The following is a 25285-nucleotide window of genomic DNA, read 5'->3' as shown; positions in this document are numbered from 1 at the left end:
ATGAGCTTGAGCACCAATATCGTTTTCATCGGCCTCGGTAACATGGGGCTGCCCATGGCGCAAAACCTGGTGCGCGCCGGCCACGCCGTGACGGGCTTCGATTTGCTGCCGGCCAGCGTGCGGCAGTTTGCCGATGGCGGTGGCCTGGTGTCCGATGACCAGGCGGCGGCGATTCACGCGGCCGACATCGTCATCACCATGCTGCCGGCCAGCCGCCACGTGCTGGGGGCGTACTTGGGTAACTCTTTTGGCGACGCGGGTATATTGGCGCAGGCGCGGCCTGGCACCTTGCTGATCGACTGTTCGACGATTTCCACCGAAGCGGCGCGCCAGGTGGGCCGCGCGGCGCAGGAGAAGGGCTTGCCCATGCTGGACGCGCCCGTTTCGGGCGGCACGGCGGGCGCCACCAACGGCAGCCTGACCTTCATGGTGGGCGGCGAAGAGGCGGCGCTGGCGGCGGCGCGGCCTTACCTGGAGATCATGGGCAAGGCGATTTTCCACGCGGGCGGCTCGGGTTGTGGGCAGACGGTCAAGATCTGCAACAACATGCTGCTGGGGATTTTGATGATCGGCACCAGCGAAGCCATACGCCTGGGCGTGGCCAATGGCCTGGACCCGAAGGTGGTGTCGGACGTGATGGCGAAAAGCTCGGGCCGCAACTGGACCCTGGAGGTGTACAACCCGTGCCCGGGCGTGGCCGAGAACGTGCCCGCGTCGCGCGGTTACACGGGCGGTTTTGGCGTCGACCTGATGTTGAAAGACCTGGGCCTGGCCGTGGAAAGCGCGCTGGCCAGCGGCGCGGCCGTGCCGCTGGGCGCCTTGTCGCGCAATTTATATAGTTTGCACAGCAAGGCGGGATCGGGCGCGCTGGATTTTTCCAGCATTTATCAACTGCTGGGGGAGAAAACTTAAGGCTGCTGCGCCTGCAGGGCGGCCAGTTCCGCCTTGGCCTTTTCCAGCTTGCCTTCCAGCTTGGCGATTTTTTTTGGCTCTTTGTTAGCTTCCTGGGCCAGGCGCAGCGAACGCTCCGTCTGGTTCACCTTGGCCTGCGCCTTCAGCACCTTCTTGTTGTGGCGTTCGACCAGGCTGCTGTCGCGGCAGTGGGCGTTGACTTCGTCGAGCGCGCGCGTGAGGCCGGCAACCTTGTCGGACAAGCCCTGTTCCTGCGCCTGGCGCAATTCGCTGCGGATGCTTTCGCGCTTGGCGGCGCAGCCGGCCAGCTGGGTTTCGGCGGCGCTGGCGCCCATGGAGGTGGCCAGGAGCAAGGTCAAGGCGAATTTGGACAGACGGTTCATGGTGTTCCTGGACAGGTTGGTTTAGTTGATGCAATGTAAGCCTGCCGGGATGCCCTGTCAAACTTCCCGTGCAGTGCGCGCCTGTCTGACGTGGCATCAGCTACCATGCGTGTTTTCTTCTTCCCGACACCGTCGCATGCCCAAGAAATTACTTTTGCTGATTCCTTTTCTACTGCCGCTGCCCGTCCTGGCGCAAACCTCGCCCACCTTGCTCGAACTGCAGCTGATCGCCATTCAGGCAAGGGCGGATGCGCGGGCCAGCAGCCCGGAAAGTATCGCCGAGTTTGCCGAGGCGCAGCGTGCCGCGCAAGGGGGCGATGTGGAGGCGCAGCTGGCGCTGGCGCGCATGCTGCAGCTGGGCGTCGGCACGCCGCAAGACACGGCGCAGTCGATGGTCTGGGTACGCAAGTCGGCCGAAGGCGGCTATGCGCCGGCGCAATCGGCCTTGGGCCTGGCCTACACGGTGGGTGGCAAGGTGCCCATCGACCGCGTACAGGGCGAGTACTGGCTGCGCAAGGGCGTGGCGCAAGGCGACGAACTGGCGCAAACCATTTTGGCGCTGGAATTCATCAACGGCGAGAGCCGTGCCGAAGAACAGGCGCTGGCCATCACATGGCTGAAGGCGGCGGCGCTCGAACAGCACTTTGTTCCTGCCTATAACGCTTTGGGCGAGCACCTGATGCGCGCAGCCACCGACGAGCAGCAGCGCGGCGAGGCCTACACCTGGTATCAAAGATCGGCGCGTGAAAAGCAGCCGGCCGGCATGCGCAACCTGGCCCGCGCACACGAACTGGGCCTGGGCGTGGCGCAGTCGGACAAGTGGGCCCTGGTCTGGTACGAGCGGGCGGCATGGAGCGGCGACTTGCCCGCCATGCGGCGCATGCTTGATGTGTATGTCAAAGGCGAACTTGGGCAGCAGGCGAATGCCGAAGACGCCGCCGAGTGGCGCGGCAAACTGGCTGAAAAGGAAAACAAATGAAGGCCATGCTGTTCATCTTGAGCCTGGCCTTGGCGCAGCCAGCGTCCACCAAAGAACCGCGCCAGCATCCGGCGCTGGTCGAATTCGATATGACGGGCCAGGACGAGATGCGCGCGCGCGTGCAGGCGGTGATCAACCGTCCTGCCGACCTGGCGCCAGACAAAGTCGCCGCCTTCGACAAGGCGCGTCGCGCGGCGGAAGGGGGCGACACCGTCGCCCAGCTGGAGCTGGCGCAAATGCTGCACGGCGCCGAGGGCACGCCGCGCGACTATGACGCGGGCCTGGCATGGATGAAAAAATCGGCCGAAGGCGGCTATGGCCCGGCGCAGGCGTTCCTGGGCGTGGCCTATACGCTGGGCCAGGGCATCGCAGTCGACCGCAAGCTGGGCGAATACTGGTCGCGCAAGGGCGCTGCGCAAGGCGTGGAACTGGCCAACTTCATGGTGGCCCAGCACTTTGAAACTATCCGCAGCAGCCCGGAAGAACAGGCGCACGCACTGCACTGGTTGAAGTACTATGCGGAAAACGGCTTCATCCCCGCCTACAATGAAATCGGCTACCGCCTGATGATGACGGCGCACGATGATGCGCAGCGCAAGGAGGCATTTCGCTGGTATATGCAGGCGGCCAAGGTGCTCGATCCACCCGGCTTGAACAATGTCGCGTACGCGTATGAAGTAGGGCAGGGCGTGCCGCAAAGCGACGAAGCTGCCCTGGGCTGGTACGAGATGGCGGCCATTGCTAAAAGTCCACCGGGCCAGACGGGCTTCGCGCGGCTGCTGGAGCAGGGGCGTGGCGGCCCAACCCGGCAAGGGCCGGCGCCCAAGCCCTTCGCGCTGTACCTGCTGGCGGCGAAGCAGGGCGACGTGGAAGCCATGGAGCGGCTGGTCAAGGTGTACGATAACGGCGAACTGGGACAGGCGGCCGACCCCGCGCAGGCGGCACTGTGGCGTGAAAAGCTCAGGCTGGACTAGACCCCCTGACTGGGCATGACGGCGTGGAGGCGGCATGCTATCATCATTGTTATCGATAACAATATCATGAGAGACCCATGAATCCCGATTTCCGCTCCAGGGAAATGCTCGAAAAGCATATCCTGCACACGATGCACTTTTATCACCCGCACGCCATCGATGCGAGCGGCGGCTTTTACCATTTCTTCCTCGATGACGGCACGGTGTACGACGCCAGCACGCGCCATCTGGTCAGCAGCACGCGCTTCATCTTCAATTACGCCATGGCTTACCGCCATTTTGGCGATGACGATTACCAGGCGGCCCTGCGCCACGGCGTGGCCTTTTTGCGCGACGTGCACCGCGACCCGGCCACGGGCGGCTACGCGTGGCAATTGAAGTGGCAAGACGGCGTCAAGACGGTGGAAGACGGCGCCAACCACTGCTACGGCCTGGCCTTCGTGCTGCTCGCCTATGCCCACGCCTTGCAGGCAGGGATGCCGGAATCGCGCGCGTATCTGGACGAGACCTTCGAATTGATGGAACAGCGCTTCTGGCTGCCGGAACACGGCCTGTATGCGGACGTCGCCAGCGCCGACTGGGCGACGCTTGACGGCTACCGGGGCCAGAACGCCAACATGCATGCCTGCGAAGCCATGCTGGCTGCTTTTGAAGCGACCGGCGAGGCGCGCTACCTGCACCGCGCGGAGACACTGGCGCACAACATCACCGTGCGCCAGGCGGGTCTGGCGAACGGGATGATCTGGGAACACTACAAACCCGACTGGTCGATCGACTGGGACTACAACCTGCATGACAAGAGCAATATTTTCCGTCCGTGGGGCTACCAGCCCGGCCACTTCACGGAATGGGCCAAGCTGCTGCTGATCATGGAGCGCCACAGCCGGTTCATGGCCGGTCCGTCCGACTGGCTGCTGCCGCGCGCGCGCGCCCTGTACGACATGGCGTTGGCCAAGGCATGGGATGGGGCGCATGGCGGCATCCATTACGGTTTTGGCCCGCAAGATGAAATCTGCGATGGCGACAAATACTTCTGGGTGCAGGCGGAAAGCTTTGCGGCCGCCGCCGTACTGGCCGCGCGTACGGGCGACGCAGCTTACTGGCACAGCTACGACAAGATATGGAATTACAGCTGGCGGCATTTTGTCGACCATGAGCACGGCGCCTGGTACCGTATTTTGACGCCTGAGAACGGCAAAATCAGCAAGGAGAAAAGCCCTGCCGGCAAGGTCGATTACCACACCATGGGCGCTTGCTATGAAGTGCTGAACGTGCTTGGCGGTGCCGCATGAGCGCCGCTTTTTCACGCGATTTTCCACAATTCGTTTCAGCCGGCGAAGCGCTGACGGACATGCTGCGCACGGGCGCGGACTCTTGGAGCAGCCAGGTGGGCGGCTCGACCTGGAACGTGGCGCGCGTGATGGCGCGCCTGGGCGTGCCCAGCGCCTTTGCCGGCGCCGTCAGCCTCGACGTCTTTGGCGACGCGCTGGCCGCTGCCACCGAGGCGGCGGGCCTGGACATGCGTTTCTTGCAGCGCCATGCGAAGTCGCCGCTGCTGGCCATCGTGCATGAACTGCATCCGCCCACCTATTACTTCATCGGCGACGACAGCGCCGATCTGCATTTTGACGCGGCGCAGCTGCCCAGCGGCTGGATGCAGGGGGCGCAATGGGTGCATTTCGGTGGCATCAGCCTGGCGCGCGAACCGCTGGCGGGCAAGCTGGTAGCGCTGGCGCAGGAATTAAAAGCGGCCGGCGTGAACATCAGCTACGACCCGAATTTCCGCATCATGATGGATGAACGTTACGACGCCACCTTGCGCCGCATGACGGAGTTGGCTGACGTGGTGAAAGTGTCGGATGAAGACCTGGCGGGCCTGTTCCGCCACGACGACATCGATGGCGCGTTTGCCACGCTGCGCAGCTGGAATCGGCAAGCCACCTATTTATATACGCGTGGTGCGCAGGGCGCGGCCCTGTACCAGGGCGAGCAAACATGGCGGGCGGCGCCACCCGCCATCGAGGTGGTCGACTCGGTGGGGGCGGGCGACGCCAGCATCGGCGGCTTGCTGTACAGCCTGATGTACCGGCTTGACGCCGACGGCGGCCAGCACTTGCGCTTTGCCGTCGCGGCCGGGGCGGGCGCTTGCCTGGCCGCCGGCGGCGCCCCGCCGTCGGTGCAATTGGTGGAATCGTTGCTGGAGCGCACTATATTGCGATGATACGGGTAGCGTGTGTGTATTAGGCGGCGCCATGGCGCCCTTTTTGCAATAATAGGCGTAAGATTTGCTTTCTCGCCATGTCAAGAGCCTATCCTGGGAGTGTATACATCTGCGGGGATAGGCTCCAAGTCATCCGCTGAAAAATATACCGCTCCACCCACTGTGATGCACGGCGCCACCTGGTAGATTTGTGCGCCTTACAGAGCATGGGCGCTGAGAAGGAAGTTCGCATGCATAAGATATGGAAGTTTTTCAATCCCAGGAGCTTCAAATTCAAGATGACTGTGCTCGTGGGCGTGCTGGTGCTGTGCGCGACGGGTTCGGTTGCGCTCACATCGCTATATGTCGCGCAAGGGCAGATGGCGTCGGTCATCGGCAATCAGCAATATGCCTTGCTGACCAGTGCGGCGGCATATATCGACGAAGACTTGAATGCGAAGAAAGCACTGCTCAGGGTGTTGGCGGAAGGGCTACCTGCGGACGTGTATGAACATCCGCAGCGGATGCAGGCATTTATTGAAAATCATCCCACCCTGCGCGAGGAATTTTTTAATCTTGTCGCCTTTGATGCTACGGGGCAATTGATTGCCAGCATGAATGACCGGCGCGTGGTCGGCAAACTCAATTTCGCCACGCGGGAATATTTTATCGATACCGTCAAGTTCAGGGAAGGCGTGATATCGCGTCCATTCAAGAGCCTGTTATCGGGCAAACCCATTGTGCTGGTAACCGAACCGATCTATGACGAAGCCGGCAAATTACTGTATGTGATCGCTGGCGGTATCAATTTGCAAAGCCCGACATTTTTCGGCCAGTGGGAGCAGCTCAAGCCGGGCAAGAGCGGTTATCTGTTCATGTTGACCGATGACGGCACGATACTCCACCATCCGGATGCGACGCGCATCCTGATGCGAGAGACTGATGAAAAGAGCGGTGCGATGCCTTCCACACTGGCCGCCTTGCGTGGATTCGACGGCTGGACGCAGGGTAAAACCAGGCAAGGCGTGCAGGCGATTATCACGTACAAGCGTCTGCGCACGGCCGATTGGATCATCGGCGCCGTCTACCCTGAAAGCGAAGCATTCACGCCGATCACCGATATTTATGCCAAAGTCATCATTGCTTCCTCAGGCGTCGCCTTCCTGGCCAGTGGTGCCGGCTGGCTCGCGGTGATGCTGCTCTTGCGTCCCTTGGGTGATCTGGGCCGGCATGTGGCGAGCATACGCTCCGGCAATGCCGATATTGCGGTGTTTGATGTCGCCCGCAAAGACGAGTTCGGAAAACTGAGCCGTGCATTTTATGCGCTGTCGCTGCAGAGGGAAGCTGCGGAGAGCAACCTCGCGGCTCTGGCGCGCACTGACATGCTGACCGGCCTGCACAACAGGCGCATGTTTGACGAGGCGCTGACCGCGGCATTGACGCGCGCCCGGCGCGCTGGTACGGGCCTGGCGCTGGCCTATCTGGATATCGATTATTTTAAGAAAATAAATGATACGTACGGGCATGGCATCGGCGACCTGGTGTTGATTGAATTTGCCAAACGGCTCAAAGCTTGCGTCCGGGCCTCGGACACGGTAGCGCGCCTGGCAGGCGACGAGTTTGTCATCATTTTTGAACAACTGACGGATCAGTCCGAGCTCACCATACTGGGCAAGAAAATCGTGCAAGAGATGGTCGTGCACTTTGATTGCGGCGGCATCGGTCTGCATGTCGCCACCAGTGTCGGTTTGGCGTTCAGTGCCCAGGGCGATACGACGGCAGGGGCATTATTGACGGCGGCCGACACGGCGCTCTACAAGGCAAAAAGCGCTGGCCGCAACGGTTATGCCGTCACTTCCATCGGCAGCTCGGCCTTGACCGAGGCGGTGTAGGGCCGGGCGCGTGTGGCGGGCATCGCCTGTTCTGGCCGCATCAAGGTCTGCGTTGGCCCTTTTCCGCTGGCGGCGCATACCTACCCGACGATGCCCGTTCGACCAGGGTAAATTCCATCAGGCGATGCGTGGCGGGCGCGGGTTCTCCCGCGCGGCGCTGGCGTATCTCGTCGATGACGAGATTGACGGCGGCGCGCGCCATGTCGGCGATGGGCTGGTGGATGGTGGTCAGCTCCGGCCACACGGTGGTGGCCACTGGCGTATCGTCAAAACCGCATACGCTCACGTCTTGCGGCACTTGCAAACCCATGCCGTGCGCCACGGCCAAGGTGGCGGCAGCCATGTCGTCGTTGCTGGCGAAGATGGCACTGGGGGGCGGTTGTTGCGCCAGCAGCTGGCGCGCTGCGTCGAGCCCCGAGCGATACGTGAAATAGCCTTGCGCCACCCTGTGTGGCGGTACCGGCAAGCCCGCTTCCCGCATGGCGTCCTCGAAGGCCTGGCGGCGCAGCAGGGCGGGGGTGTGCGCCGGATCGCCTTCGATGAAGCCGATGTCGCGGTGGCCCAGCGTGAGCAGATGGCGCGTCATGGCCAGCGCGCCTTCGTAGTCGTCGATGCGCACGGCCGACACATCGGGCGAGGGGCGCGCCGTGGCTACGGCGATGGCAGGGATGCCCATTTGATTCAGCTGCGCCAGCACTTCAGGCGAATCGCACAGGGGTGGCGGCACCAGGATGCCGTCCACGCCGGCCGCCACCAGGCAGGCGATGCCGGCGCGCTGGCTGTCCAGGTCTTCGCAGCGTTCGAGCAGCAGCTGGCCGCCGCCCTGGCGGCATTGGTCCATGGCGCCGACCAGAAACTCACTGAGGAAGGCTGCGCTGGGGTTGCTGTATAGCAGGCCGATGCGCAGGGTGCCCGTGCGGGCCGCCCTCGCCGCCAGGTTGGGCTGGTAGCGCAAGGCGGCAATGGCCGCCTCGACCTTGTCGCGCGTGGCCGCACTGACGCTGGCGCGCCCGTTGATCACGCGCGATACCGTCATGGCCGACACGCCGGCCAGGCGCGCCACGTCATGCACGGTGGCGCCGCTGGCCGTATCGGGGGCGGCGTGCGCCGCCTTATTCGAGGTGGCCACCGAATTTCAGCTTGCCGCTGATGCGCATGCCGTGCAATTGACCCTCTTCCAGTTCGGCGGCGCTGGTGCGTTGCGCCGTGTCGCGCCGTGCCAGTCCCACCGACAGGATATCGAGCATCATCAGCTGCAGCAGGCGCACGATCATGGGCACGAAATTGAGGTTGCCTTCCGGGTGGTTCAATGTCAGCAGCACGTCGGCCAGTTTGGCCAGCGGCGAACCGCTGGCCGTAATGGCCAGCACGCGCGCGCCACAGCCATGCGCCACCTTGACGGTGCGCAGCAGGTCGGGCAGGGCGCCCGAGCGGGAAATCACCAGCGCCACGTCGCCCGGCTTGAGCATGGCGGCGCTCATTTCCTGTGCCTGCGGATCGGCAAAGAAGCTGCTGACGATGCCCAGGTTGAGCAGCTTGTGCTGCATGTCGTCGGCCACCACGCGGGCGCTGCCCACGGCCAGCAATTCCACGCGCTGCGCGCCGCGCAGCAGTTCGATGGCCGCCGTCAGCGCCTTCACATCGAGCATGTCGCGCAGGGCCAGCGCGGCCGAGGCGTTATTGCCCAGCACCTTGCGTGCCAGTTCGGCGTCGGAGTCCGAAATCTCCACGTGGCAGTGGGCCACCGTGATGGCGCCGCCCGTCAGGCCGGAAGCGAGCTTCAATTTGAAATCGGCCAGGCCCTGCACCCCGATCGAGCGGCAAAAGCGCATCACCGTGGGTTGGCTGACGCCGACCCGCTGGGCGATTTCGGCAATCGGCAGGGTCAGCATGGCGTTCGGCTCCTTCAGCACCCAGTCGGCCACCTTGCATTCGGAGGGGCTCATGCGCCCGCGCGCCTGGCGCACCGATTCGAGCACGGGCGCGCCGGAATGCGCGCGCTTGAGCTTTTGCGCCAGGATGGCGGCGATGCCGAGAAAAGTAGGCAGTTCGGCCGTGATCAAGAAGGTGGGAATCTGCGCCAGGTACTCGTTCAGGCGACCCTTTTGCTCGAAGCGGGCGCGGAACTGCGACTGTTCGAACAGGGGGCCCAGGCGCGGCACGATGCCCCCGCCTATATAGATGCCACCCAGCGCACCGAGGGTCATGGCCACGTTGCCGGCGATGGAGCCGAGGATGGCGCAAAAGCAGTCCACCGCCTCCAGACATACATCACATTCATTGTTCAGGGCGCGGCTGGTGATGTCGGCCGCCAGCAGCGGCTGCACATCATGCCGGCCAGCCCGGTCGGACAGGGCGCGGTAGATCAGTTCCAGGCCGCGCCCGGAGGCGAGGCGTTCGGCCGAGACGTGCGACAGTTCGCGCCAGGCGAAGGACAGCACATCCATCTCGCGCTGGTCGCAGGGGGCGAAGCTGACGTGGCCCCCTTCGCTGCCCAGCGCGATCCAGCGGTCTTCGGCGGGAATCATGCCCGACACACCCAGGCCCGTGCCCGAACCGAGCAGGCCGATGACGCTGTCGGCACGCGCCATGCCGCCACCGATCTGCAGGCGCTGGTCGGGCCGCAGATAGGGCAGGGCCATGGCCAGCGCCGTGAAGTCATTCACCACCAGCAGCGTGTCGAGGCCCAGCGCGGTGCGCATCGCCTCGATCGAGAAGAACCAGTGATGGTTCATCATGCGGATATTGTCGTCGTCGATGGGATTGGCGATGGCGATGGCCGCATGGCGCACGCGCGCCGAACCGGCGGCGCGCGCCTCGCTGCTATCCATATAGGCGGTGATGGCGTCGAGCAGCGAAGCGTAGTCGTCGCAGGGCAGCACGGCCACCGCTTCCAGGTGGCCCTGGCGCGTTTCCAGCACGAAGCGGGCATTGGTGCCGCCGATGTCTGCCAGCAGGCGTGGCCCTTCACTGAAACGCTCCGCCGGATCGCTGCCTGCTACTTCCATTTTTTCATCAATTTTCATGGCGGTGCTTAGTCTCGTCTGCGTGCGCGGTCGTGGCGGCGCACTGTCGTTATGGGCAAAAACCAAGGATTTTAATTCGTATACGTGCCGCGTGCCGAAAAATGCGGTATGCCTGCGCAAATGCTTGTCCACAGTGCCGGAAACGGTAGCGCCAGCGGAAAAAACAGAGCTTCAACGCGCACATTAGTATGCAAATAAAGTGTCGCAGAGTAGTCGTAGGATTACAACATAATATGTTGATATTTGTTCGTAGTATAGTTACTATGTCCCTGCTGGAAAGAATTCTGGCCAGTACATTCGGCCACGAATGACTAGATAAAAAATAACTACTGAGGAGACTTACCATGCTGCATCGCACCATGTTGAAGGCCGTGTTGAAAACGCTGCCGGCTGCCATCGTCTTAGCCATCGCCAGCGGTTCCGCTGTCGCCGACCCCATGTATCCATCCGACTCCGAAGGCTTCCATGGCTACCTGCGCGCCGGCGCCGGCAGCAATACTTCGGGCGGCGGCGGTTCGCAAGGCTGCTTCGGCCTGGGTGGCAATACCATGAAATACCGTCTGGGCAATGAGTGCGACGCCTACACGGAATTCGGCTACACCAAGTCCGTCGCCAAGTCCGGCGGCGTGAACTACCTGGCCACCATCTGGGTCAACGCCTACGCGCCAAATTCGGATTTCGGCGACAACAAACTGGGCATCGTCAAGGCCTATGTCGAAGCGCAGGGACTCGATTTCCTGAACGGCGGCACGGCCTGGATCGGTAAACGCTTCTACTACCGTCCTGACATCCACATGCTGGATCTGCAATACATCAACATGAACGGCACGGGCGCCGGCCTGGACCGCATTCCTGCCGGCCCCGGTAAATTCTCGTATGCCTTCTTCAAGGACAACGACATCAAGATCGCGTTGCCGAACGGCGGCGTCAACACCAAATCGGCCGTGCGCCAGAACTTCATCTTTGGCGAGATTCCCGTCAATGAAAACGGCACCCTGGACCTGGCCGCGACCTACATCATCGGCGAAGGCAAGGACGACGTCCTCACGGGCAAGCGCAATAACGGCTGGCAACTGTCGGCCTTCCACCGTCAAGGTAAAGTGTTCGGCGGCGGCAACACCTTTGGCGTGCAGTACGGCGTCGGTCCTGGCACCGGCAATGGCGCGCAGTTCGGCGCTTCGGGCGACACCAATTTCGGTTCGGACGTGAAACGCACGCGCATCTTCAATGACATGGCGATCCAGCCGATGGCCAATTTCGGCATGGAATTTGTCGCCCTGTGGCAAAAAGACGAGTCGAACGCCAAAGGTTCCTCGACCTGGACCTCGGTCGGCGTGCGCCCTGTATATGCATTCACCGACAACTTCAAGCTGGTGGGCGAACTGGGCACGGACCGCGTGACGCAAGCGGGCGGCCAACCGGCCAAGCGCTTGACCAAGCTGACCATCGCGCCGACGATCTCTGCAGGTCCCGGCCTGTGGTCGCGTCCTGAACTGCGCGCTTTCGTGACGTACGGCAAATGGAACGATGCGGCCACCGCTTCGGTAAATGCGTCGAACAACGGCGGCCCGATCTATAACAACAATACCAGCGGCACTTCCTATGGTTTCCAAGTGGAAACCTGGTTCTAAGTTTGCAGGCATTGTAAGCGCAGATCAACCTGGCGCATCCTTCGCGGATGCGTTTTTGGCGCCGTCCCGTGATATAAATACAATGTAGGCATGTCATGGATCACGGCGCCGTCTTTTCACTGAAGATGATGCCCGTTTGCAAGCGGGTCTGAGTACAAGAGCGCCGGTACAGGCGCAGATTTCACCTTTTTCGGCCCCCGTATGCCGAAGCCCCCTAAAAGCTTGATCAAAAAAGGAATGTGGAGATGAAACTGAAATTCAAGATTACCCAACTGGCCGCATTGACCACCCTGGCATTCGCTGGCAGCGCCTTTGCGACCGACGTGGAAGTGTTGCACTACTGGACCTCCGGCGGCGAAGCGAAGTCCGTGGGCCAGTTGCAGCAAATCGTGAAAGAAAGCGGCTTCGGTTGGAAAGACTTTGCCGTGGCTGGCGGCGCTGGCGAAAACGCCGCGACCGCACTGAAAACCCGCGTCATTTCCGGCAACCCGCCAACGGCCGCCCAGATCAAGGGCCCATCGATCCAGGAGTGGGGCGCGGAAGGCGTGCTGGCCAATATCGATGATGCCGCCATTCCAGGCAAATGGGATGCCGTGCTGCCGAAAGTCGTCGCTGACATCATGAAATACAAGGGCCACTACGTTGCCGCTCCCGTCAACGTCCACCGCGTCAACTGGATGTGGGTCAATCCGGAAGTGCTGAAAAAAGCCGGCGTGGCCACCACCCCGACCACCTGGGATGCGTTCTTCGACGCGGCCGAGAAAATCAAGAAATCGGGCGGCATCGCGATTGCCCACGGCGGCCAGCCATGGCAGGATGCCACCGTGTTTGAGTCGGTCGCGCTGGGCGTGGGCGGCACCGAGTTCTACAAGAAGGCCATCCTCAAGCTGGACCAGAAGGAATTGACCGGCCCGACCATGCTCAAGGTGTTCGACACCCTGGGCAAGGTGAAGACCTACATCGACAAGGACGCGGCCGGCCGCGACTGGAATCTGGCCACCGCCATGGTCATCAACAACAAGGCCGGCTTCCAGTTCATGGGCGACTGGGCCAAGGGCGAATTCACGGCCGCCGGCAAAGTGCCGGGCAAGGATTATCTGTGCGTGGCAGCTCCTGGCACCGACAAGGCTTACACCTTCAACATCGATTCGTTTGCCATGTTCACACAAAAGGATGCGAATGCGAAGAAAGGGCAGATCGCTCTGGCCAACGCCATCATGAATCCGAAGTTCCAGTCGATCTTCAACTTGAACAAGGGTTCCATCCCCGTGCGTTCCGGCGTTTCCAAGGACAAGTTTGACGCTTGCGCCCTGAAATCGATGGAAGACATGGACGCCACCAACAAGACCGGCGGCCTGGTGCCATCGTTCGCGCACGGCATGGCGCTGGCATCGGCCACGCAAGGCGCCGTCACCGACGTCATCGCCAAGTTCATGAACACCAACATGAGCTCGAAAGACGCGGTTGCAGCGCTGGCCAAAGCGGCAAAAGTGAAGTAATCACGACGGCGCCGGCTTCCCCGCCGGCGCTCGCTGCATCGCATGCACCGCAGGCTCCCGCCCAGGCGGGTGCCACACGCAGTTCTCTCTACGGCTCTCCTATGTCCATACGCAAGCAATTCGACCGATGGATACCGCAGATGGTGCTGGGCCCCACGCTCATCGCCAGTCTGCTGTTCGTCTATGGTTTTATCTTTTTGACCGGTTGGCTGTCGCTGACCGAATCGCGGCTGATGCCGAACTACGAGTTCGCCGGCCTGGTGCAATACGTCGAGCTGTTCGACAACGAGCGCTGGTGGACCTCGCTCAAGAACCTCGGCATTTTTGGTGTCCTGTTCATCGGTTGCAGCATCGCCATCGGCCTGTTCCTGGCGATCCTGCTGGACCAGAAAATCCGCGCCGAAGGCGCGCTGCGCGCCATTTACCTGTACCCGATGGCGTTGTCCTTCATCGTCACCGGCACCGCCTGGAAATGGATGCTCAATCCCAGCCTGGGCCTGGAAAAGGTCATGCACGACTGGGGCTGGACCTCGTTCACCTTCGACTGGCTGGTGAACTCCGACATGGCCATCTACACGGTGGTGATCGCCGGCGTGTGGCAATCCTCGGGCTTCGTCATGGCGCTGTTCCTGGCAGGCCTGCGCGGCATCGACGACGAGATCATCAAGGCGGCGCAAGTCGATGGCGCGTCGCTGCCGACGATCTACTGGCGCATCGTGATTCCTGCCATGCGGCCCGTATTCTTCAGCGTGCTGCTGATACTCGCGCATATCGCCATCAAGAGCTTCGACCTGGTCATTGCGTTGACGGCTGGCGGACCTGGCAACTCGTCGTCCGTGCCGGCCATCTTCATGTACCAGTTTTCCTTCACCCGCGGCCAGTTGGGCCTGGGCTCGGCATCGGCAATGATGATGCTGGCCACCATCGTGGCCGTGCTCGTGCCGCTGATGTACCTGGAAACGCGCAGCGCAAAGGCGATGAGATGACACACACTCCTACACGTAACAACAAACTCACTCTGGGACGGGTGGTGTTATACCTGCTGCTGATTCTGTTCGCGGTGTACTACATCGTGCCCCTGTACGTGACCCTGTCGACGTCGTTCAAGTCGCTCGACGAGATCCGCAGCGGCAACCTGCTGGCCTTGCCGCACGTGTGGCAATTCGATTCCTGGTCCAAGGCCTGGTCTTCGGCCTGCACGGGCGTGACCTGCGACGGCATGCAGCCGTTCTTTTGGAACTCGATCAAGATGGTGATTCCCGCCGTGCTGATTTCGACCTTCCTGGGCGCCTTCAACGGCTACGTGTTCGCGCACTGGCGCTTCCGTGGGTCGGAAATGCTGTTTGCCGCCTTGCTGGTGGGCTGCTTCATTCCGTTCCAGGTAGTCATCTTGCCGATGGCGCGCTTGCTGGGCGAATTCGGCCTGGCCAATACCACCACGGGCCTGGTCTTCGTGCACGTGGTGTATGGCACTGCCTTCACGACCCTGTTCTTCCGTAACTACTACATCGGTGTGCCGGAAGAATTGATCAAGGCGGCGCGCATCGACGGCGCCGGCTTCTTCCTGATCTTCCGCAAGATTGTGCTGCCGATTTCGGGTCCGATTTTCGTCGTCTGCATCATCTGGCAATTCACGCAGATCTGGAACGACTTCCTGTTTGGCATCGTCTTCGCCAGCGGCGATTCGCAGCCGATCACGGTGGGCTTGAACAATCTGGTCAACACGTCCACGGGCGTGAAGGAATACAACGTCAACATGGCAGCCGCGGTGATTGCCGCGCTGCCTACCCTGCTGGTCTATCTGGTCGCAGGCCGTTATTTTGTGCGCGGTCTGACCGCAGGCGCAGTCAAAGGTTAAGGAAATAATATGTCCAGTTTATCGATACGCGGTATCCGCAAGGTGTACACGAATGGCGTCGAAGTCCTCAAGGGCATCGACATCGAGATCAAGGATGGCCAGTTCCTGATCCTTGTCGGCGGCTCCGGCTCCGGAAAATCGACCTTGCTCAACATGGTGGCCGGCCTGGAAAGCGTCACCTCGGGCGAAATCCTCATCGACGGCAAGGTGGTCAACGACCTGCCGCCGAAGGACCGCGACATCGCCATGGTGTTCCAGTCCTACGCGCTGTACCCGTCGATGACGGTGCGCGAGAATATCGCGTTTGGCCTGAACGTGAAAAAAGTGCCGAAGGCGGAGCAGGAAGAGATCGTCGCCCGCGTCGCCGAAACCCTGCAGATCACGCATTTGCTGGACCGCCGTCCGGCGCAGCTGTCGGGTGGCCAGCGCCAGCGGGTCGCCATGGGCCGCGCCATCTCGCGCAAGCCATCGTTGTTCCTGTTCGACGAACCACTGTCGAACCTGGACGCCAAGCTGCGTGTGGAAATGCGTGCCGAGATCAAGCTGCTGCATCAGCGCCTCAAAGCCACCATTGTCTACGTCACGCATGACCAGATCGAGGCGATGACCATGGGCGATTTGATCGCCGTCATGAAGGATGGGGTGGTGCAGCAACTGGGTACGCCGCAGGAAATCTACGACAATCCGGCGAATCTGTTCGTGGCCGGCTTCATCGGCTCGCCATCGATGAATTTCATTACCGTCAAGCCCGTCATCGAAGGCGGCGAGGTGTTGGTCTCCATCGAGAACGCGGGCAAGAGCATGCGCCTTGCCTTGCCTTTCGACGCCGAAAAACTGCGCAGCTATGCGGGCCGCGACGTGATCCTGGGCGTGCGCCCGGAGCAGATCACGGACATGAGCAGCGCGCACGGCGACGTGGGCCAGGAACTGGGCTGTCTGATCGACCTGGTCGAGCCGACCGGCCCGGATACCTTGCTGACGACGCGCTTGAACGGCGCTGCCGTGACTTGCCGCACGCACCCGCGCGAAGCGGTGCTGCCGGGGCAGACCATGCAACTGTCGTTCAACCTGTCGAAAGCGGCCATGTTCGATCCGGCCAACGGCGAACGCATCGCGTAAGCAGCACCTGCCATAGAAACGGCCCGCTTGTCGAATGACAGGCGGGCCGTTGTCGTTTATGCCGGCGGGTTTATCTTGCCAGCGATTTCTTGTACGCGATGGCGTAGCTGAGCTTGCCCATCGGCGTGGCCAGCTCGTCCAGCGCCGCCTGGCGGAAGACGCCCGTCCAGCCCAGCGCTTGCGCCGTCTTGCCGCCGCTGAAAATGTCCGTGGCTTTCAGGCCCGCCATCGCGGCCGATGCGGTCTTGATGGTGGCCAGGTAGCTGGCGACATCGCCCCTGTCGGTCCTGGCCAGGTCGACCTCGGCCTGCTGACGCAGCCAGTCGGCCCAGTAGAATTCGAGGAATTCCGCGGCCTGCTCGGGCGGCGCATAAGCCACTTCACGCGTGAAGTAGACGAGCGAGCGGTACGGGTCGTCAGCCAGCGATTGCAGGCCGATGGCGGACGGCAGTTGCTGCGGCGTGATGGCCTGGTTCCGGCCGTTTTTTAGCCATACCTTGTTTTCCTCGCGCATGCGCGCCCAGAACGCCGCTTCGCCCAGCGCGCTGAAATTGTCGCTGACCTTGACCCAGACCTTCAATTGATGATTGCGCCCGCCATCGGCATCCCAGAAAGTGGAAAACGTATGGTGGCCATCGGTCAGGTACACGCTGCCGCGCGGGCCGATGACGACGCTTTTCATGTCGCGCGGACGGCTGCCCACGGCCGCCTTGCAGCGATAGCTGGCCGGTGGCGCGGCCAGGGTGGCGCCAGCTACATTGGCCGTGCCGGGCAAGACGTCGCCCTGGCCATTGGCTACACACAGGTCGGCGAATTTCTTTGGCTTGGCGATGTCGGCGAGGTGCTTTTCTTCGGCCGCATAGCGTCCCAGCTTGTAGTACACCTGGTCGTAGCCGATGGCCGGCTGGGTCGGATGCAGTTCATCGAGGCGCACCTGCAGGATGCGCGGATGGGCTGCGCTGCCCACGACGGTGGCCATCAGCGCCTGCTGGCGCGCACTCAGCGCGGGTGCAGGTGCGACGACGGCATCCCTGGCGCAGGCGATGCCGGTGATGGACAGGGCCAGCAGCAGGGCGGCGGCTCGCGTGGCGGGCTTGGGCATGCACTTCTCCTTGATGAAAGAGGGTCATTCCAGCAGTGCGCTAGGCACGCGCGGCGAGGACATCAGGTCGCGGAACGCTGCCCAGTGCTCGGCGCGCGTGGCGCCCTGGCGCTCGACATAGGCTTTCGCCATGTCCTGGCCCAGGTTGTAATTGATGACATAAGCACCCATGGCATCATAGAACTGCAGGCGCTGCGCGGATTTTTCGGCCGGGTACAGGCGCACGTTGACCAGCCATTCCAGCGCTTCATCGCGGCTCAGGTCGCCTTCGAGGTACTGGCGCGCGATGTCGTTGTCGGCGTAGCCGAGTTTGGCCAGCAGCGCGTTGAGTTGCGCATAGCGGGGCGCCAGCGCAGGGTCCAGACCCGCCAGCGGGTACAGCACCTGCTGTTCGAAAGCCAGCCGTTCTTCATCCGTGAAACTCAGTTCGATGCCGTAATTGGCCGTGCCTTCCGCGATCAGTGATTGCGGCGAGTACAGTGGATAGATGCAGTATTCCACCCAGCCCTTGCCGCGTACCAGATCGCGCTCGAGCAGCACATTGTAGACGTGGTGACCCGGATACGCTTCGTGGCAACCGAGGTCGACGGCGCGATCGATATACACGGGCAAGTCCGTATTGATCTGGATCACGCTCTGGTAGTTGCCCTTGTACCAGTTGTAGCCACTCCACGGTTTGTCGTTGACGAATTCCAGTACAAAATCTTCGCCTTCGGGCAGGGCGATGTACTGCAAGGTGCGTTCGCGGCCCGCGCGGATGGCCGCTTCCATGACGGCGCGCAGCTTGTCGGCGGGAATGACGAGTTGCGCGCGCAAGGCGTTCACGCGCTCGCTGACGGTGTCGGAACCGGGCAGCAGGGCGTCGATCTGCGTCACCAATTCTTCGTAGTATGCGCGGCTGTGGTGGGGCGAAACGGCATCGTACAGGCGCGCGCTTTCCGTATCGAAATCGAGACGTGTGCCTTGCAGCATCTCCGCGCGCGCCAGCACGGCTTGCAACTGCTTGCGCAGGTTGAGGGCGCGCAGGCAAGGTTCGTCGGCCAGCAGGGCCAGCGCCTCGTTTGCGCTATCCTTGATATCGCTCAAACCCTGTTGCTGTTCTAGCGCTTCCTGCTGCCATGCGGGCGGGCCGTAATAGGCGTCGACATACGAGGCATCGTGCTGGCCCATGGCCAGAACCAGCTTGACGTAGCGTTCGGCCACGCCGGCGAGGGAAGGGGAGTTGCTGTCGTTGTTCGTCATGGCGGCCTGGTTTTAGGTTGGGCAGGCGCTTATTGTATAGCGCATCGGCGCGTAGGTGCGGCCCGCGCCCGCGACATCATTTCCCTATCATAATTAGAAAAATTGCCATGCGTTTGCGCCTGGCCGTCACACCCAGGCAGCCGTTTTCCGCGCCGGCCGCCTGAGTCCACTGCGGCTTAAAACTCGACGGGCCGTGCTTCGCGCATCGCTTGCGTCATGGCCAGGCCGATGCGCGTCGCTTCCGTCGCGTCGTGCAAGGTCAATGACAGGGTGCGCCGCCCCAGTGCCGCGTCCGTGAACTCCTGCGCTTCGATCAGGAAGGCGTCGGCGAAGCGGGCATAGAAGTCGGGCGTGCATTCATTGCGCACGCCATGCGCATCCGAAATTTCCACCCGGTTCAGGCGCGGATTGCTGCCCACGGCCAGGCGACCGCAGGTGCCGAACACTTCCGTCAGGGTTTCATGGCCATGCGCCATGGTGCGCGACGCCATGAAGCTGGCCATGCTGCCATCGGCAAACTCGACTGTCGCCAGGCCATTGTCGACGTCGCCGAATGCCTGCAAGCCCGTGTGGATGGCATTGGTGCCGCTCGCATACACGCGTTTGGGCACGGGATTGCCCAGCAGCCAGCGCGCCAGGTCGATATCGTGCACGCTGCAATCGAGGAAGATGCCGCCGCTGGTGGGGGCGAAGCGCATGAAGGCGCCGCTGGGGTCGTTCTGGTCGCAGGTTTGCGAACGCACCAGATACGGCTTGCCGATACAACCTTGGGCGATCTTTTGCTGCGCGTCATGGTAGCTGGCATCGAAACGGCGCACGAAGCCGATCATGATGGTCAGCCGCGGATGGCGCGCAGCTTCCGCTTCCACCTTCAGGCAGTCGGCCAGGTCCAGCGACAGCGGCTTTTCGCAAAACACGTGCTTGCCGGCGCGCAGGGCGGCGATGATCTGGTCTGTATGCAGGGAGGTGGGCGTGACGAGGAAGACGGCGTCCAGGCCCGGATGGGCCAGCAGGGCGTCATAATCCGCATAGCCGGTGGTGATGCCCAGCGTGCTGGCGGCCCAGTCCAGTTCGGCTGGCACGGGGCTGCAGGCGGCCACCACTTCGGCATTCGGCACGCGCTGCGCCAGGTTGATGGCATGGCGCTGGCCCAGCCGGCCCAGGCCGACGATGCCGACTTTTAATGTTGGGGATGACATGCTGTCTCCAGATATTTTTATTATTGGTTTATAAAGTGACCACACGCTGTTCGCGCCATGACAAGGTGGCCGCTTCCGCCAGTTCCAGCGCCTTCAAGCCATCGTGGACGGTGGTGCGCAGCGGTGTGCCGTGGCTGAGGGCGTCAAAGAAATGCGCCATTTCCTGCGCGTAGGCGACGCGGTAGCGTTCCAGGAAGAAGTCTTCCGGCCTGTCGACGCTGACGTTCACAGAACCATAGGCCGTCACTTCCGTCGGCTTGTGGTTGCCCGCCTGCAGCATGCCGGCGCTGCCCAGCACTTCGAAGCGCTGGTCGTAGCCGTAAGCGGCGCGGCGCGAGGCATTGATCTGGCACAAGCGTCCCTTGGCCGTGCGGATGGTGACGACGGCCGTGTCCAGATCGCCCGCCTCGCCGATGGCCGGGTCCACCAGGCAGCTGCCCGTGGCGTGCACGCTGACGGCTTCGTCGTCGAGTATCCAGCGGAAGATGTCGAAATCGTGGATCAGCATATCCTTGAAGATGCCGCCCGAGACCTTGATGTAGCTGACCGGTGGCGGGCCAGGATCGCGGCTGGTGACGACCAGCAATTCGGGCGTGCCGATTTCGCCCGCTTCGATGCGTTGCTTGACGGCATTGAAAGTGGGATCGTAGCGGCGCTGGAAGCCCAGCATGCACATGACCTTGGCTTCCTTGACGGCGGCGGCGCAGGCGCGCGCGCGGTCTATCGTCAGGTCGACGGGCTTTTCGCAAAAGATGGCCTTGCCGGCAGCGGCCGAGCGCAGGATCAGGTCCGCGTGCGTGTCTGTGCTGGAAGCGATGACGACGGCCTTGATGGCCGGGTCGGCCAGCGCCGCTTCCACCGTGGCGCTGCTGCCGCCATGCAGGCCAGCCAGGGTGGCCGCCGCTTCCTGGTTGACGTCGACCACGTACTTGAACTGCACGCCGGGTTGGGCAGCCAGGTTGGCCGCGTGGATTTTGCCGATGCGTCCGGCGCCGAACAACGCTACTTCAATCATCATGTTCTCCTGGGGTGTGGATTTCTTCGATGTCGAGCTCTAATTTGTATGCCAGCGCGATGAACAGCGCTTGGCACAGGCAGATGGTGCTGGTCAGCGAGCGGAAGGCGAAGGCGCTGCCCTCGGTGACGGTCAGCAGCGCGTCGGCGGTCCGCGCGAGCGGCGCCAGCTTGCTGTCGGTAATCACCAGGACCCTGGCACCCTTGTCTTGTGCCGCCTTGATGCACTGCTGGGTTTCCTTGCCGTAAGGCGAGAAACTGATGGCGATCGCCACATCGCGTTCGCGCACGCTGCGCATCTGTTCGCGGTGCATGCCACCCAGTCCGCTGATCAGGTGCACGCGCTTGTCCGTGTGTTCCAGCGCGTAGGCGATGTAGGAGGCGATCGGAAAGGACCGGCGCACGCCGATCACATAGATATTCTCCGCTTTCAGCAGCAGGTTGACGGCCGCTTCCAGCTGCGCGTCGTCCAGGCCGGCCGCCAGGTCGTCGAGGCCGGCGCGGCTGGCGCCGACGAATTCGCGCGTCAGGTCGCCTGCGCTGAGCGCCGCATCGCGCGTGGAAATGAGCTTGCGGATGCGCTGCTGGTAGTCGGGCGTGGCGCCAGCCTGGTCCGTGTACGCCTGGCGGAACACATCCTGCATTTCGGAAAAGCCCGTGTAGCCGAAACGCTGCGCGAAGCGCACGATGGCCGATGGTTGTACGTCGCAAGCGGTGGCGATGTCGCTGATGCGCTCAAGCATCAGGCTGGCCCGGTGCTTTTCAATGTATTGGGCGATGACTTTCAACTGGCGCGACAGATTGTCGTACTCGGCGGCAATGTGCTGCATCAGCTGTTCGATGGGGGCGGTGGCTGCCATGGTTTTTTCCTCTGTGTGCTTGCTGGGCCGCGACGGTGTATCAATTCGCGCTGCGGCTGGTTCTGGCAAGAATTATAGGAGTGAATTCAGAAAATAGAAATGATTTTCTATTTATATTTATTTTGAAAATTTTATTGCATTTGTCTTTTTTGTGGCCTAAGCTGTGCGCAGTGCATCGGGTCTTGCCGGTTTTCCGGTTCCCCGCTGACACGCGACAAAAGCTGGCAACTATAAAAATTAATCCTTCAAGGAGACATTCATGCAAAGCAATAAGCGTAAGGGATTTCTGAAGAGCCTGGCCATGCTGGGCCTCGGCCTGGGACTGGGTCTGGGCATGAGCGCCAGCCACGCGGCGGGCGAGAAATTCGTGTTGATCAGCCATGCGCCTGATTCCGATTCCTGGTGGAATACGATCAAAAATTCCGTCAAGCAAGCAGGCGAAGACTTCAATGTCAGCGTTGACTACCGCAATCCGCCGAATGGCGACCTGGCCGACATGGCGCGCCTGGTCGAGCAATCGGCCGCCCGCAACTACGACGGCGTGATCGTCAGCATCGCCGACTTCAGCGTGCTGCAAAAACCGCTGGGCCTCGTTGCCGCCAAGAAGATCCCGTTTGTGACGATCAATTCCGGCACCCTGGCGCAAAGCGAGCAGCTGGGCGCCGTGATGCACGTGGGCCAGCCTGAATATGAGGCAGGCAAGGGCGCCGGCGAAAAAGCCAAGGCGGCTGGCATCAAGTCCTTCGTCTGCGTCAACCACTACGCGACGAACCCGTCGTCATTCGAGCGCTGCCGCGGCTTTGCCGAAGCGATCGGCGTCGATTTCAAGGCTGCCACCCTGGACGCGGGCGAAGATCCGACCACCATCGAAAGCAAGTTGAGCGCCTACCTGCGCAACAACCCGAAAACCCAGGCCGTTCTGGCGCTGGGCCCCACCTCGGCCCACGCTTCGTTGAAGGCGCTGGAGAAAATGGGTTTGAAGGGCAAGATGTGGTTCGCCACGTTCGACTTGTCCGATGAGATATCGAAAGGCATCAAGGATGGCAGCATCCAGTTCGCCATCGATCAGCAACCCTACCTGCAAGGCTATATTCCCGTTGCCGTGCTGGCCATCATGAAGCAGGACAAGACCACGGACCTGGCCAAGGTCCGCGAAAAGCTGATCAATAACGCCAAGTTCAAGGCGCGTCTGGCCGAGTACGGCCTGGCGCCATCGTATGGCCCGCGCCATATCGGTTCCGGTCCTGGGTATGTCACCAAGGACAATATCGGCAAGGTGGAGAAATACGCCGGCCAGTTCCGTTAAGCCCCGCTTTTCAATTCATTCAATACCTTAGTCGTTGTCCCCGCGCGCAGGCCATGCTTGCCGGCGCGCGGGTCCTGCCGTCCGGAAATCGTTGTCGAGGCTGGCAGGTTGCTATAAAACAAGGGAGACATAGCATGAGTACCGTGAAATTCAGCGTGGAGCAGGGTGGCATAGCCGCCTCGGGCACGCCGCCGCAAAAGCAGGGCGCCGATGAGCGCGTGGGGCAGGTCAGCTGGGTCAAGCGGCTGTTCAGCCGTCCGGAATTCGCCTCGATCTCGGGTGCCATACTGGTGTTCGCCTTCTTCATCCTGACGGCCGGCGACTCTGGCATGTTCAACCTCGACGGCGTGATCAACTGGGCGCAAGTGGCCGCCTACCTGGGCATCATTGCCATCGGCGCCTGCGTACTGATGATCGCCGGCGAATTCGACCTGTCGATCGGTTCCATGATCGGCTTTGCCGGCATGATGATCGCCATCCCTTCCGTCTACTTCCACTGGCCCGTGTGGGCCGCCATCCTGTTCGCCTTTGCCGGTTCGATGGCGCTGGGCTGGCTCAACGGCTACCTGGTCATCAAGACGCGCTTGCCTTCATTTATTGTCACCCTGGCCTTTTTGTTCATCCTGCGCGGCCTGACCCTGGCCCTGTCCATCATGTTTGCCAACCGCACCATCGTCAGCGGCATCGGCGCGCTGGCCGCCGACGACTGGCTGGCCATGACCCTGTTCCATGGTGAAGTGGGCACCTCGCTGTTCGCCTGGATGGCCAAGGCGGGCTGGATCACGGCGCTCGACAATGGCGCGCCGCTGGTCAAGGGCATACCCAAGGTCATCGTCTGGTGGGCCGGCCTGGCGCTGGTATCCGGCTTCGTGCTGGCCCGCACCCGCATCGGCAACTGGATTTTCGCCGTCGGCGGCGACGCCAACGCGGCCAAGAACGTGGGCGTGCCCGTGAAAACCATCAAGGTATCGCTGTTTGTCTTCACGGCCTTTTGCGCCTGTTTGTTTGCCACGCTGCAAGTCTTTGACGTGGGATCGGCTGCCGCCGACCGTGGCATGCAGAAGGAATTCGAAGCCATCATCGCGGCCGTCATCGGCGGCGCCCTGCTGACGGGCGGCTACGGTTCTGTCGTCGGCGCCTGCTTCGGCGCGCTGATCTTCGGCGTGGTGCAGATCGGCATTACTTATACGAATATCAATTCGGACTGGTTCCGCGTCTTCCTCGGCGTCATGCTGCTGATCGCGGTACTGTTCAACAACTTTGTCCGTGCGCGTGTCACGGAAGCGAGATAAGCCATGAGCGACTACATCCTTGCGCTGGAAAACATCAGCAAACGTTTTGGCTCCGTCATCGCCCTGCAAAACGTCACCCTGCGCTTGAAACCGGGCGAAGTGCATTGCCTGCTGGGCGACAACGGCGCCGGCAAGTCGACCCTGATCAAGACCCTGGCGGGCGTGCACCGGCCCACCAGCGGCGACTACCTGGTCGACGGCAAGAGCGTCAGCTTCAATTCGCCGAAAGAGGCGCTCGATCTGGGCGTGGCTACCGTCTACCAGGACCTGGCGTTGGTGCCATTGCTGTCGGTGGCGCGCAATTTCTTCATGGGCCGCGAACCGATCAGGAAAATGTTTGGCGTGCTGCCCGTGATGGATATGGAGTACGCGGCCACCACGGCGCGCGACAAGCTGGCCGAAATGGGCATCATGGTGCGCGACCCGCACCAGGCCGTGGGCACCATGTCGGGCGGCGAGCGGCAATGCCTGGCGATTGCCCGCGCCATCCACTTCGGCGCCCGCGTGCTGATCCTCGACGAGCCGACGGCCGCGCTGGGCGTGAAGCAGTCGTTCAATGTGCTGAAATTGATTTACAAGGCGCGCGAACGGGGCTTGTCCGTGATCTTTATTACCCACAATGTGCACCATGCCTATCCCGTGGGCGACTCGTTCACGCTCTTGAACCGGGGCAAGTCGCTGGGCACTTACACCAAGGAAACCGTTTCCAAGGACGAAGTACTCGACATGATGGCGGGCGGTGCGGAAATGCAAACGCTGATGGCTGAACTCGACGGTGTCACGATTTAAGGATAACC

Annotated in this window: 22 protein-coding genes; 14 read left to right on the top strand and 8 right to left on the bottom strand. The window is 62.0% G+C overall.

Translation table 11 applies throughout. The annotated features are described in order from the left end of the window. The gene (gene mmsB, locus ACP7DE_RS15990; protein ID WP_426073013.1) at positions 1-912 is read left to right on the top strand and encodes a 3-hydroxyisobutyrate dehydrogenase; all 912 of its coding nucleotides are present in this window, start codon (positions 1-3) and stop codon (positions 910-912) included. Here mmsB and ACP7DE_RS15985 read toward each other — a convergent pair. Next, positions 909-1295, bottom strand: coding sequence for a DUF1090 domain-containing protein (locus ACP7DE_RS15985; RefSeq protein WP_426073012.1), 387 nt, complete (start codon positions 1293-1295; stop codon positions 909-911). The two genes, mmsB and ACP7DE_RS15985, sit on opposite strands and share 4 nt — an antisense overlap. Before the next feature lie 154 nt (positions 1296-1449). Here ACP7DE_RS15985 and ACP7DE_RS15980 point away from each other — a divergent pair, with 154 nt between their 5' ends. From ACP7DE_RS15980 to ACP7DE_RS15960, 5 genes are all read left to right on the top strand, one after another. Continuing rightward, a complete protein-coding gene (locus ACP7DE_RS15980; RefSeq protein WP_426073011.1) occupies positions 1450-2274 on the top strand; it encodes a tetratricopeptide repeat protein in 825 nt (274 codons plus the stop codon). Then, positions 2271-3248, top strand: coding sequence for a tetratricopeptide repeat protein (locus ACP7DE_RS15975; RefSeq protein ID WP_426073010.1), 978 nt, complete (start codon positions 2271-2273; stop codon positions 3246-3248). The genes ACP7DE_RS15980 and ACP7DE_RS15975 overlap by 4 nt, the downstream gene beginning before the upstream one ends. 77 nt (positions 3249-3325) lie before the next feature. Beyond that, positions 3326-4540 (top strand): AGE family epimerase/isomerase, encoded by a 1215-nt coding sequence (locus ACP7DE_RS15970; RefSeq protein WP_426073009.1) that lies wholly within the window; start codon positions 3326-3328, stop codon positions 4538-4540. Next, positions 4537-5469 carry a carbohydrate kinase family protein gene (locus tag ACP7DE_RS15965; RefSeq protein WP_426073008.1) on the top strand — a complete coding sequence of 311 codons (933 nt, stop codon included), beginning with the start codon at positions 4537-4539 and terminating at the stop codon, positions 5467-5469. Before ACP7DE_RS15970 ends, ACP7DE_RS15965 begins: the two co-directional genes overlap by 4 nt. Positions 5470-5699: 230 nt before the next feature. Next, positions 5700-7340, top strand: coding sequence for a diguanylate cyclase domain-containing protein (locus tag ACP7DE_RS15960; RefSeq protein ID WP_426073007.1), 1641 nt, complete (start codon positions 5700-5702; stop codon positions 7338-7340). A 40-nt stretch (positions 7341-7380) separates the two neighbouring features. On the opposite strand, the gene ACP7DE_RS15955 is transcribed toward ACP7DE_RS15960, so the two are convergent. Then, entirely contained in the window at positions 7381-8469 is a 1089-nt protein-coding gene (locus tag ACP7DE_RS15955; protein WP_426073006.1) for a LacI family DNA-binding transcriptional regulator, read from the bottom strand. Beyond that, positions 8453-10366, bottom strand: coding sequence for a glucokinase (locus tag ACP7DE_RS15950; RefSeq protein ID WP_426073005.1), 1914 nt, complete (start codon positions 10364-10366; stop codon positions 8453-8455). The genes ACP7DE_RS15955 and ACP7DE_RS15950 overlap by 17 nt, the downstream gene beginning before the upstream one ends. A gap of 344 nt (positions 10367-10710) precedes the next feature. Here ACP7DE_RS15950 and ACP7DE_RS15945 point away from each other — a divergent pair, with 344 nt between their 5' ends. From ACP7DE_RS15945 to ACP7DE_RS15925, 5 genes are all read left to right on the top strand, one after another. Then, complete coding sequence (locus tag ACP7DE_RS15945; RefSeq protein ID WP_426073004.1) at positions 10711-11997, top strand: maltoporin; 1287 nt, start codon at positions 10711-10713, stop codon at positions 11995-11997. A gap of 245 nt (positions 11998-12242) precedes the next feature. Then, positions 12243-13496, top strand: coding sequence for an ABC transporter substrate-binding protein (locus ACP7DE_RS15940; RefSeq protein WP_077402988.1), 1254 nt, complete (start codon positions 12243-12245; stop codon positions 13494-13496). Between the two features lie 101 nt (positions 13497-13597). Continuing rightward, entirely contained in the window at positions 13598-14482 is an 885-nt protein-coding gene (locus tag ACP7DE_RS15935) for a carbohydrate ABC transporter permease (protein ID WP_071077887.1), read from the top strand. Continuing rightward, on the top strand, positions 14479-15354 hold the full coding sequence (locus tag ACP7DE_RS15930) for a carbohydrate ABC transporter permease (RefSeq protein WP_071077886.1): 876 nt from the start codon (positions 14479-14481) through the stop codon (positions 15352-15354). The genes ACP7DE_RS15935 and ACP7DE_RS15930 overlap by 4 nt, the downstream gene beginning before the upstream one ends. 9 nt (positions 15355-15363) lie before the next feature. Then, on the top strand, positions 15364-16473 hold the full coding sequence (locus ACP7DE_RS15925) for an ABC transporter ATP-binding protein (protein ID WP_426073003.1): 1110 nt from the start codon (positions 15364-15366) through the stop codon (positions 16471-16473). 70 nt (positions 16474-16543) lie between these two features. Here the strand turns inward: ACP7DE_RS15925 and ACP7DE_RS15920 are convergent, their stop codons facing one another. The 5 genes from ACP7DE_RS15920 to ACP7DE_RS15900 form a co-directional block, all read right to left on the bottom strand. Next, a complete protein-coding gene (locus tag ACP7DE_RS15920; RefSeq protein ID WP_426073002.1) occupies positions 16544-17575 on the bottom strand; it encodes a ParB/Srx family N-terminal domain-containing protein in 1032 nt (343 codons plus the stop codon). A 24-nt stretch (positions 17576-17599) separates the two neighbouring features. Then, complete coding sequence (locus ACP7DE_RS15915) at positions 17600-18817, bottom strand: hypothetical protein (protein ID WP_426073001.1); 1218 nt, start codon at positions 18815-18817, stop codon at positions 17600-17602. Positions 18818-18993: 176 nt separating this feature from the next. Further along, positions 18994-20016, bottom strand: a complete 1023-nt coding sequence (locus ACP7DE_RS15910) for a Gfo/Idh/MocA family oxidoreductase (RefSeq protein WP_426073000.1) — start codon at positions 20014-20016, stop codon at positions 18994-18996. Between the two features lie 28 nt (positions 20017-20044). Next, positions 20045-21031 (bottom strand): inositol 2-dehydrogenase, encoded by a 987-nt coding sequence (iolG, locus tag ACP7DE_RS15905; protein ID WP_426073145.1) that lies wholly within the window; start codon positions 21029-21031, stop codon positions 20045-20047. Then, entirely contained in the window at positions 21024-21890 is an 867-nt protein-coding gene (locus ACP7DE_RS15900; protein ID WP_426072999.1) for a MurR/RpiR family transcriptional regulator, read from the bottom strand. The genes iolG and ACP7DE_RS15900 overlap by 8 nt, the downstream gene beginning before the upstream one ends. A gap of 259 nt (positions 21891-22149) precedes the next feature. Here ACP7DE_RS15900 and ACP7DE_RS15895 point away from each other — a divergent pair, with 259 nt between their 5' ends. The 3 genes from ACP7DE_RS15895 to ACP7DE_RS15885 all read left to right on the top strand — a co-directional run bounded on the left by ACP7DE_RS15895 (position 22150) and on the right by ACP7DE_RS15885 (position 25277). Beyond that, positions 22150-23196: a sugar ABC transporter substrate-binding protein gene (locus ACP7DE_RS15895; RefSeq protein ID WP_426072998.1), complete on the top strand. Its 1047-nt coding sequence runs from the start codon at positions 22150-22152 to the stop codon at positions 23194-23196. A 134-nt stretch (positions 23197-23330) separates the two neighbouring features. Beyond that, positions 23331-24488 (top strand): ABC transporter permease, encoded by a 1158-nt coding sequence (locus ACP7DE_RS15890; RefSeq protein WP_426072997.1) that lies wholly within the window; start codon positions 23331-23333, stop codon positions 24486-24488. A 3-nt stretch (positions 24489-24491) separates the two neighbouring features. Beyond that, positions 24492-25277 carry an ATP-binding cassette domain-containing protein gene (locus ACP7DE_RS15885; protein WP_426072996.1) on the top strand — a complete coding sequence of 262 codons (786 nt, stop codon included), beginning with the start codon at positions 24492-24494 and terminating at the stop codon, positions 25275-25277. The last annotated feature ends 8 nt before the right edge of the window (positions 25278-25285 follow it).

The organism is Janthinobacterium sp. DSP2-3-3 (assembly GCF_049897325.1).
Classification (GTDB): Bacteria; Pseudomonadota; Gammaproteobacteria; order Burkholderiales; family Burkholderiaceae_D; genus Janthinobacterium.
The sequence above is the reverse complement of the archived record's forward strand: the minus strand, read 5'-3'. Positions and strand labels throughout refer to the sequence as shown.